Origin of the sequence: Pseudomonas sp. PS02303 (assembly GCF_029959925.1) — a bacterium.
GTDB classification, from domain to species: domain Bacteria; phylum Pseudomonadota; class Gammaproteobacteria; order Pseudomonadales; family Pseudomonadaceae; genus Aquipseudomonas; species Aquipseudomonas mandelii.
Window position 1 is genome coordinate 59,120 of record NZ_JASCOM010000014.1, and the last position, 8,702, is coordinate 67,821.

General features: G+C 51.0%; 10 protein-coding genes and 1 pseudogene. 8 read left to right on the forward strand and 3 right to left on the reverse strand.

Features of this window, described 5'->3' with window-relative positions; translation table 11 throughout:
- The first annotated feature begins 74 nt into the window (after window positions 1-74).
- Window positions 75-893 (forward strand): hypothetical protein, encoded by an 819-nt coding sequence (locus tag QMX98_RS06315; protein ID WP_282410455.1) that lies wholly within the window; start codon window positions 75-77, stop codon window positions 891-893.
- A gap of 7 nt (window positions 894-900) precedes the next feature.
- On the opposite strand, the gene QMX98_RS06320 is transcribed toward QMX98_RS06315, so the two are convergent.
- The gene (locus QMX98_RS06320) at window positions 901-1,089 is read right to left on the reverse strand and encodes a hypothetical protein (protein WP_253148565.1); all 189 of its coding nucleotides are present in this window, start codon (window positions 1,087-1,089) and stop codon (window positions 901-903) included.
- Window positions 1,090-1,537: 448 nt separating this feature from the next.
- Here QMX98_RS06320 and QMX98_RS06325 point away from each other — a divergent pair, with 448 nt between their 5' ends.
- The 4 genes from QMX98_RS06325 to QMX98_RS06340 are packed head-to-tail and all read left to right on the forward strand — an operon-like array spanning window position 1,538 to window position 4,336.
- Complete coding sequence (locus QMX98_RS06325; protein WP_198718788.1) at window positions 1,538-1,834, forward strand: hypothetical protein; 297 nt, start codon at window positions 1,538-1,540, stop codon at window positions 1,832-1,834.
- Entirely contained in the window at window positions 1,831-2,421 is a 591-nt protein-coding gene (locus QMX98_RS06330; protein ID WP_198718787.1) for a hypothetical protein, read from the forward strand. The genes QMX98_RS06325 and QMX98_RS06330 overlap by 4 nt, the downstream gene beginning before the upstream one ends.
- Window positions 2,418-2,654: an ABC-three component system middle component 6 gene (locus tag QMX98_RS06335; RefSeq protein WP_198718786.1), complete on the forward strand. Its 237-nt coding sequence runs from the start codon at window positions 2,418-2,420 to the stop codon at window positions 2,652-2,654. The genes QMX98_RS06330 and QMX98_RS06335 overlap by 4 nt, the downstream gene beginning before the upstream one ends.
- The gene (locus tag QMX98_RS06340) at window positions 2,645-4,336 is read left to right on the forward strand and encodes a DUF2326 domain-containing protein (protein WP_253148564.1); all 1,692 of its coding nucleotides are present in this window, start codon (window positions 2,645-2,647) and stop codon (window positions 4,334-4,336) included. Before QMX98_RS06335 ends, QMX98_RS06340 begins: the two co-directional genes overlap by 10 nt.
- A 66-nt stretch (window positions 4,337-4,402) precedes the next feature.
- Here the strand turns inward: QMX98_RS06340 and QMX98_RS06345 are convergent, their stop codons facing one another.
- A complete protein-coding gene (locus QMX98_RS06345; protein WP_198718791.1) occupies window positions 4,403-6,034 on the reverse strand; it encodes an NAD+ synthase in 1,632 nt (543 codons plus the stop codon).
- 354 nt (window positions 6,035-6,388) lie between these two features.
- Between QMX98_RS06345 and nadE the strand changes: the two are divergent.
- Window positions 6,389-6,697 (forward strand): annotated as a pseudogene (gene nadE / locus QMX98_RS06350) (NAD(+) synthase); the annotation flags it as partial.
- A gap of 177 nt (window positions 6,698-6,874) precedes the next feature.
- Here nadE and azu read toward each other — a convergent pair.
- A complete protein-coding gene (gene azu / locus QMX98_RS06355) occupies window positions 6,875-7,321 on the reverse strand; it encodes an azurin (RefSeq protein WP_027921968.1) in 447 nt (148 codons plus the stop codon).
- Between the two features lie 344 nt (window positions 7,322-7,665).
- Between azu and QMX98_RS06360 the strand changes: the two genes are divergently transcribed.
- Both QMX98_RS06360 and QMX98_RS06365 read left to right on the forward strand, forming a co-directional pair.
- Window positions 7,666-8,253, forward strand: a complete 588-nt coding sequence (locus tag QMX98_RS06360; RefSeq protein ID WP_010464168.1) for a TIGR00730 family Rossman fold protein — start codon at window positions 7,666-7,668, stop codon at window positions 8,251-8,253.
- A gap of 68 nt (window positions 8,254-8,321) precedes the next feature.
- The gene (locus QMX98_RS06365; protein ID WP_007947526.1) at window positions 8,322-8,510 is read left to right on the forward strand and encodes a hypothetical protein; all 189 of its coding nucleotides are present in this window, start codon (window positions 8,322-8,324) and stop codon (window positions 8,508-8,510) included.
- Window positions 8,511-8,702: the final 192 nt, after the last annotated feature.

Genomic DNA, 8,702 nt, shown 5'->3' on the forward strand with positions numbered 1-8,702 from the left:
TAAACTAAGCTCCTGGCGCAAGACCATCTGGAATCTATACTGGAGGCTTTATTGAAACTCTAGGTGACAGCGCCATGGTGACTTTGGGCCAGATTCAGATGCGCGGATTCTCCACACTTCACCCCGAGGCGATCAAAGATTGGCTGAAATCTTGTGCCACCTGTGAAAACACTGCTCAATTGAGCATGCTTGAGGCTCTTGAGATGTTCGACGCATATCTCACCATCACCGAATTTAATCCAGCCACTGTATGCTCAGACGACCTCGCAGGCCTCAGAGGTTTTCTGAAAGTAGAGATGGGGCTTATCGAAGAAGTTGCTAAAGGAATTACATTTAAACTATGCGATATGATTATCGCCAAAGGCATTTTGAGTGAAGAAAAAGTTTCATTAGCCCTGAAAGAGCCCCAACTCGAGTGCAACAAAAAATACGCCGCACGTCAACCTTCCACATCTCAACTGCTGATTTATAAATCGCTGTTCCCAACAATGGAACCGGGCGGTGTCGTATACGTGGATTTTCTCTCCCTTGGTTCCGCACTCAACGAATCATCATTACAATTCCTGAGTAGTTTGCTTTCAAAATACTTTGCTTCACTTACCACTGAGCAGGCAGAAACTGATGCCGGTCTCATCATCGCATTAACGAAAGGCCTGCTACATCAAAACCCTAACGTCGACTTCGGCAATATCAGCCTCTCCATGGCTAAATCAACGAGCTTCATTTCAAGCGCTCGCATCCATGCCGAATGGCAAATGCACAACGCAGGCTACTTCCGTGGGGATGCATATGAAAACTGGAAGCTCATATCAGGGGTAATTCTAAACTTCTTTGCAGCCAACAATATCCTACACCTGAGTAAAGCCGGTCGCCAACTGCTAGTTACTGACTAACTCAACTTTACATTGAAATCCTGCGCTTAGCGTCAACTGCTTTTAACAGATACTCAATGGCATTCGTTTGTAACCGGAGAGCCTTACGGCATCGTGCTTCATCACGAGCGAAACTTGCAGACAAAGCTTCAGCTTGCAAATAGTCTATTTCGCATTTTAGATGAGCAATCATTTTATTGACAAGACGCTCACGCATACCAAATACCTTAATAGAACATGGGTTGAAGTCACTACGTTGCCGTGTGACATGGATTCATCGATTGCAGTATAGCCGTGATGAACGATTTCGCTCTGCTTTGAGAGGGTTCTTGCGATGAGGTATGAACGAGCACCTTCGGATTCTCGGGTGAGCCACCTAGCCACCCCACCACGATTCGAATGCCACTGCCGCCACGCAGCCTCCTACAGAAGCTCGTGCGAGCCACATCGTCCTGCTGCGCCTCGGGCTCAATCCTATGGGAGTGTGCCGGCACCGTCCCTCCAACCTAGGATCTCACAAACCTTGCACTTTTGGGCTGCAGGTACTCGCCCCAAGGCTCGCGTGTAACACCTACACCTTGAGCGCTTGTGGAGTAATACGGAAAATTTGTAATATCACACTGCTGGCACTCACTGCCGAGTGACCAACTGCCATGGAGAAAGGAATGTTCGGCTTCTTGAAGGTTATCGCAGGTGCAGGGGGAACATTCACAGCCCTAGGAGCTGCCATGTTTTACTCGATGTACGCCAGTTGGTTCAAGTCTGACTTGCTCACAGGCTTGCCAAGCGACTCCATCTACAAGCTGTTCCTATACTCCCTTGGGAGTTGTGTATTCTGCTTTGTTTTATTAGCAGCCTTGCAAGCCTTCAGCAGAAAACCGGCAATTTCCGCCTCGTCAGATAACAGCTCGACTACGGTTGTCTCCACGGGTCGCGGCAAAGTTACTGTACATAAGAAATGAGTCTCTTAACGCCAGACATTGAAGCTACGGCATCGAACGGCGGTTTAACTGTAGTCAGCACCGGGAGCGGGGGGGTCACGATAGCAGCAACTCCAGCTGCTATCTCATCCTTGCTTAATCCGCTTCTGATAAAAATTGTGTCGACTCATACCCCATATGATGAGATCGCAGACGTCGAGATGGATTACCTTGGGGTTGATGAAAAAATCGAGCACAACAATGTCTCGGTGTATTCAGAAGTCATAATCGATAACGTTGGCTACATGGAACTCATTGAGAGCCTTATTTTAACTATCGATGACGAAGAGCCGGGCGCACAAAAAAGATTCCTCTACGCCATTAATCAGAAATACAAAGTCGCTAGACGCGAATTATTTATGCGACAGAGTGTCAGACCAGTTACCGCAGAGCAAAAACTGAACGTAATCCGAATGGGATCAGACGAACTTATATTGAGAGTCTCCGAACTCATAGTAGATATCAAAACAGGTTTCCACGGCGTTCCGTCTGAGCTTATTGAATGGGCCAGACAGCTAATTGTTTGCTATGGCTTCATTCACTGCAAAATATTGGAGCCTCCTCAATGATCATTCAGAATACCAGCTCTCCGCTCAAGAGCCTTTACATCATTGGTGGACGAATACTTATGGTCTTAAACTCTAGTGAGCTTGGCACCATGAGCCCCTTAGCACTCGTTGAAAGATACCAGGATAAATTTGAGCGCGTTTCTTTTGCCTACATCCTGTACGCACTCGACTGGCTTTACACCACTGGATGTGTGGAGTTGACGGATCAAGGTGATATTTCTTTATGCAACTGATTAAGCTATCTGTATTTAATGAAAGCAAAGAAATACGATCCATCCCATTCAAGGATGGAATGAATATAATTACCAACCTAGGCGAAACCGGGAACCAGATTGGTAAAAGTACGTCACTTCGCGCTCTCGCGTTTTGTTTGGGAGGCAAAGCTGACCCACTCTGGAAAGATCCCGACAACAATAAAATCAACGAAAAAGTAAAAGAATTCCTCACCAAAGGTGACGTGAAATTTGAGCTGATTCTAAAAATTTCGTCTATTACTCACACCATTACTCGAGTGCTCTCGAGAAAAATGGGGGCCCGTGAAGCTATCACAGCCTTCAGCACCATTGATGGTATTGAGTTTAAGACCGGAGCGTCCTTCAACAGAGAACTACCACGTCTGTTCGGCTATACGAGAGAACAACCGAAGTTCAACTCAATACGAAGCAAATTCTTCAGGATCAACAGACCAACAAGCAACAACTCACTAAAATATTTAAACGCGTTCACGACCAATAATGAGTACGACTTAATCTATGCATATCTTTTTGACTTCGAGTTCATCGACTCCGTTCGTCAAATAAATTTGATTGAGCAAGAGATTCTGCTTGAGGAAAGTCGCATCAAGACTCTCCTTGGTGGGGCCGAGCTTGAGCACCGCCTTGAAGAAATCGAAAAAATCGATTACAAGATAGCTGACTTGCAGATCAAGGAGGAGGAATACGATCTTCTTGACTCTCAAAACTACGCCATTGCCGAACTCCGCGAGTCGCGCAGAAGCGTCGCCGCCCTAACATCGCGAATTGTCAACCTCGAAACCAAGCTTTATTACAACAACAAAACCATCGAGCGCTACAGAAACAATTCAGTAGAAATCAATGTAGGGGAGATCACTGCCCTCTATAACGAGGCAAAATCTTTAGTACCAAATCTGAGCAAGACATTGGAAGAAACCATTGAATTTCACAATTCAATAATGAGCCGCAAGGCCGCCTATGTCGAAGAACTTTCTGCAGATACCGCTGACGAGCTCGACTCATTGAGAAACAGCCTAGCCAAACGACTAGCTGACGAAAAAACCATAGTTAAAGACCTTTCGAGGGATAGTCATTTTAGCGGTTTGATTCTGGCTGAGAAGCAACTACAAGACTTGCGTGAGGCTCGGGGGCGACTCGCATACGTCACAAGCGAAGTAGAGGTTTCGCATAACAGAATTATTGATTTAAAAAGCACAGCTGATGATGTGAGACGAACTATCGCTGTGTATTATTCGGATCTACACTCAAAGCTCGAAATCTTCAACGAAGCATACGCCGACATTACTAAAAGACTATTCGGCAACCATCATAACGAATTGCTGGTTACTGCCGGCCTAGATGGAAAAGCGGATTTCACAATTGTGAACGAAGAAAGAAATACTGGCGATGGTGTTCCACGAGCTGCAGCTATGGCTTTCGACATGGCCTACGTGTACTTCGTCAACAAGTACAAATCCAAACTACCTGCCTTCACCGTCCAGGATTATCTAGAGGTTGTTGACGAGTACAAACTCATTAAACTCTTCAGCTTCGCAAATGAGAAGAAAATCCAAACCATCGCAGCTATATTGAATGACAAACTTGATGGTTTTGACAAAAAATTCTTGCACGAAAATACCGTTCTTCAACTCACTAAAGAAGAGAAATTCTTCAAAATCTAGTTATGCCGAGCCGGCGAGTAAAGGGGCGCAACGGCGCCCCTAATATATCCAATCAGCTGTCTAGGCTCACTCTCCGATGCTCCAACCAGAAGTGATTGGGTAACGCCGGTCACGACCAAAGCCACGCTCGGTGACACGTGGGCCCACAGCCGCCTGGCGCCGCTTGTATTCGTTCAAGTCGACCAAGCGAATCACCTTCCTCACCACCTCCTTGTCGAAGCCCTTCTCGGTGATGGCATCGGCGGACAAGTCCTGCTCGATATACAGGCGAAGTATTTCATCCAGGACTGGGTATGGAGGCAGGGAATCCTCGTCCTTCTGATCAGGAGCAAGCTCAGCAGACGGTGGACGATCAATGACGCGTTGCGGAATAACGTAGCCCAGGGTGTTGCGGTATTCACAGAGGCGGAACACCAGAGTCTTCGGCACATCCTTCAGAACGTCGTAGCCACCTGCCATGTCTCCGTACAAGGTCGCATACCCCACAGCCATCTCACTCTTATTACCGGTGGTCAGGACGAGATACCGCTTCTTGTTGGAGATCGCCATCAGCATCGTGCCGCGACACCGCGCCTGGAGGTTTTCCTCGGTGGTGTCCTTGCCCAGACCTTCGAACATTGGCGCAAGCGTAGATAGAAATGCTTCTACCATGGGAGCGATGGGCAGTACGCTATACTTCACTCCCAAAATGTCGGCTTCTTCTTTCGCATCGTCCTGGCTCATTTGGGCAGTGTAGTGATACGGCATCATCACGGCTTCGACGTTTTCGGCGCCCAGCGCATCAACAGCAACAGCAAGCACCAGCGCCGAGTCGATACCACCCGAAAGGCCCAGCACAACGCCTTTGAAGCCATTACGCTGCACGTAGTCCTTAACTCCGGCTACCAGTGCCTGGTAAACGCTGGCTTCAAGGCTCAGAAGCTCGGTGGTCTGAGCCGGAACCGGCACCAAGGCACCCTCCTTGATCTCAAACTCCGTTACGAAGAGTCCCTCTTCGAAAGCAGGGGCGCGCTGAGTGACCTTTCCGCCGCCATCCACCACAAAGCTATTGCCGTCAAAGACGAGCTCGTCCTGACCACCTACCTGGTTTACGTAGATCATCGGAATTGAGCATTCACTGGCGCGTTTGGCTAAGAGCTTTTCCCGCTCAGCCTGCTTCCCACGGTGGAACGGAGACGCATTGAGGGTTAGCATAATTTGAGCACCGGCATCACATGCCTGCTTAAGAGGCTCGGAGAACCAAATGTCCTCACAGATGGTTATACCGACCGGTACGCCGAAGAGCTCGACCACACAAGGGCCGCTGCCTGACTCAAAGTACCGCTTCTCGTCGAACACACGATAGTTGGGCAGACGCTGTTTGTTGTAGCGGGCGAGTTCTTCGCCGTCCGAGATTACGGCGCAGCTGTTATAGCGTGCCCCATCCTCGACCCATGGGAAGCCGATTACTGCAACGATGCCTTTAACTGCATTCTTAACTTGCTGTAGCGCCTTCTCGATACGGCTCTGCATGCTGGAGCGAAGGAGCAAATCCTCTGGTGGATAACCACAAAGGGTCAGCTCAGGGAAAACGATGACCTGGGCGTTGAGGTCGTCGCGGGCCTTATGGGCTGCTTCAATGACCTTCTCGACGTTGCCGTACACATCCCCAACGCGGATGTTCAGCTGGGCCATTACCACTCTCAAACGTTGCTCCATGGTTCCTCCAGAAATGCCTAGATCGAGATCTGCAAGATGCAGCGCTGTCCTGACATCTGCGATCAAGGGAAGCATCATCGGAAGCCCCGTGCTGAGCGATGGGCTATCGGACTACTGCTAGCCATTGCGGCTCATTGAACATGGGTCAGGGCTGCCCGGAGGGTCGCGAGCATCTTGCTAATAGGACATTATGCCCTATCCAAGCTGCGCTCCCTCGACCGAATTTGGGCGGAGTTGGGAGACATGAAAATCGACTAGCTTCCATATTGGGCAGATGCAGAATGTGCACAATGGGGAAGTTAGTGATCGACCCCGGATCCACAGTGCATTGGGCACTATTTGGGGGGGAGGAAGGTGATGGGTTTCTTCACCAAGTTCGGTGATGGCGCCTGCGACCTGGCCCCGTTGAGTGGCCTGGTGAAAAATCAGGTTCGAGACATCGCCCGCAGTTTCGGCGCGCCGGAATCGCTGGTGGAAAAAATCCCGACCGCCGACCTTGAAGACCTGTCGCCGGGCAAACCCGACGAAGCGTCCCACGGCGTGACCTATGCCGAGATCGACGCGTTCTTGCACGGCCAGCCGGTGCGTGAGGAAGCGTTCAGGATTATTTGCGATACGTATAAAAAGACTCATCACAAGCGCGTGATGCCGTTCGCGCCTTGAAGCTGCGGCGTCTGTACTGACGCCATCGCGAGCAGGCTCGCTCCCACAAGGACAACGCTGTACCTGTGGGAGCGAGCCGGCTCCGGGCGGCGTTCCGACGATGATCGATGACCCGGCCTTTCGTCAGGCACAAAAAAGCGTCCCAATCGGGACGCTTTTTTTATGTACTCGAATCGATTACTTCAGGGTAACCGTACCTTTCATCATCGAGATGTGGCCCGGGAACGAGCAGAAGAAGCCGTAATCGGTGCCCGCTGTCAGCTTCGATACATCGATGGTCAGCGTATCCTTCTCTCCGGCTCCGATGATTTTGGTATGAGCAATAACGCGATCATCACCGTCTTTCAGATAGTTTTTGTCGATACCGGCTGCCAGGCCATCGGTAGCGATCGGCTGCATATCTGCCGCTTTACTGATCACCAGGTTATGGCCCATGACATTTTTCGGCAGGCTGCCGGAGTGGGTCAGTTCTACGGTAAACGTCTTGCAGCTTTTGTCGATTTCGATGGCCTTGGTGTTGAAGGTCATTTGATCGGTGGAGTCGACAGTGGCCTTGCATTCAGCAGCCATCAGTTGGCTGCTGGCCAGTGTCAGCAGGGATACCGCAACAAGTTTGGCAAACATGGTGAATCTCCAAGGCAGGGGTTAACAAAAGTGCGAATGGACAGAAGACTGCCTGAAAACTGCGCAAGTTCCTATGACCTGAATCAAAAATTGTATACAACTTTCGGGCTATGACACCTATCGAAACAATCTACCAGCCAGACGTCTGGCCCGGCCCTATCATCAGGCCGTCATCCCTGATCTGGAGCGCCTGTCATGTCCTTTAACAGCCTGTTGCGCAGTTTGCTCGCCGCTTATGCCTGTGGCGCCAGCGGCACCTACGAAACACCTGAACGCGAAGTTTAGACCTTGGAGCGCCGCCCGCCTGCCTTTACTCTATGGCCATCGTGACCGTGGAGTAAGGCATGTCTTTAGCGTCCGTTTGTGTATTTTGCGGTGCCAGCACCGGCACCAGTCCGGCTTATCGTGAAGCGGCAGTCGCCCTCGGGCGAGCACTGGCCGAGCGCAAGCTGACCCTGGTCTATGGCGGCGGCGCCGTCGGGCTGATGGGCATCGTCGCCGATGCGGCACTGGCGGCCGGCGGCGAAGTGATCGGGATCATTCCGCAAAGCCTCAAAGACAAGGAAATCGGCCACAGCGGCCTGACTCGTCTGGAGGTGGTCGACGGCATGCATGCGCGCAAGGCGCGAATGGCCGAGCTCAGCGATGCCTTCATCGCGCTGCCCGGAGGCCTGGGCACCCTGGAAGAATTGTTTGAAGTCTGGACCTGGGGCCAGCTCGGCTACCATGGCAAACCGCTCGGGTTGCTGGAAGTGAACGGTTTCTATAGCAAATTGACCGGTTTTCTTGATCATATCGTCGGCGAAGGCTTCGTTCGCGAAGCGCACCGTGACATGCTGCAAGTGAGCGAATCGCCGCAAACCCTGATCGATGCGCTGGACGCTTGGCAGCCGACAGTGGTGCCCAAATGGACAGAGCAAAAACCCAGCTAACGGCTCGGTCCCGATACAGGGCAGAATATGCGCCGCTCAACCTCACCTTCGACCCCAGAGGATCGCCCATGGCTAAACCTAATTATTCCTTCGCCAAACGTCAGAGAGACTTGGCCAAGGAGCAGAAGAAAGAGGAAAAGCTTCAGCGCAAGAAAGCTACAGCTGAAGAAGAAGCAGCAGCACTGAACCCGGATGCCGAAGGCGAAGTGGCTACAGACGAAACTGAAGCACCGAAAGATCAGGCGCCCGACGCCTGAGACCCTCAGGGCCCGATGATCTGATCAGGCCCACCGGATCTGTGTCCAGGGTCAGCAGTTCCTTGCTGACCCTCACAGGCCAATCTGAAACACCCCATCCCGAACTGACTTACACCACCCCCTGTAGGAGCGAGCCTGCTCGCGATTGCGGTGTGTCATTCAACATTCATATCGACTGACACACCGCAATCG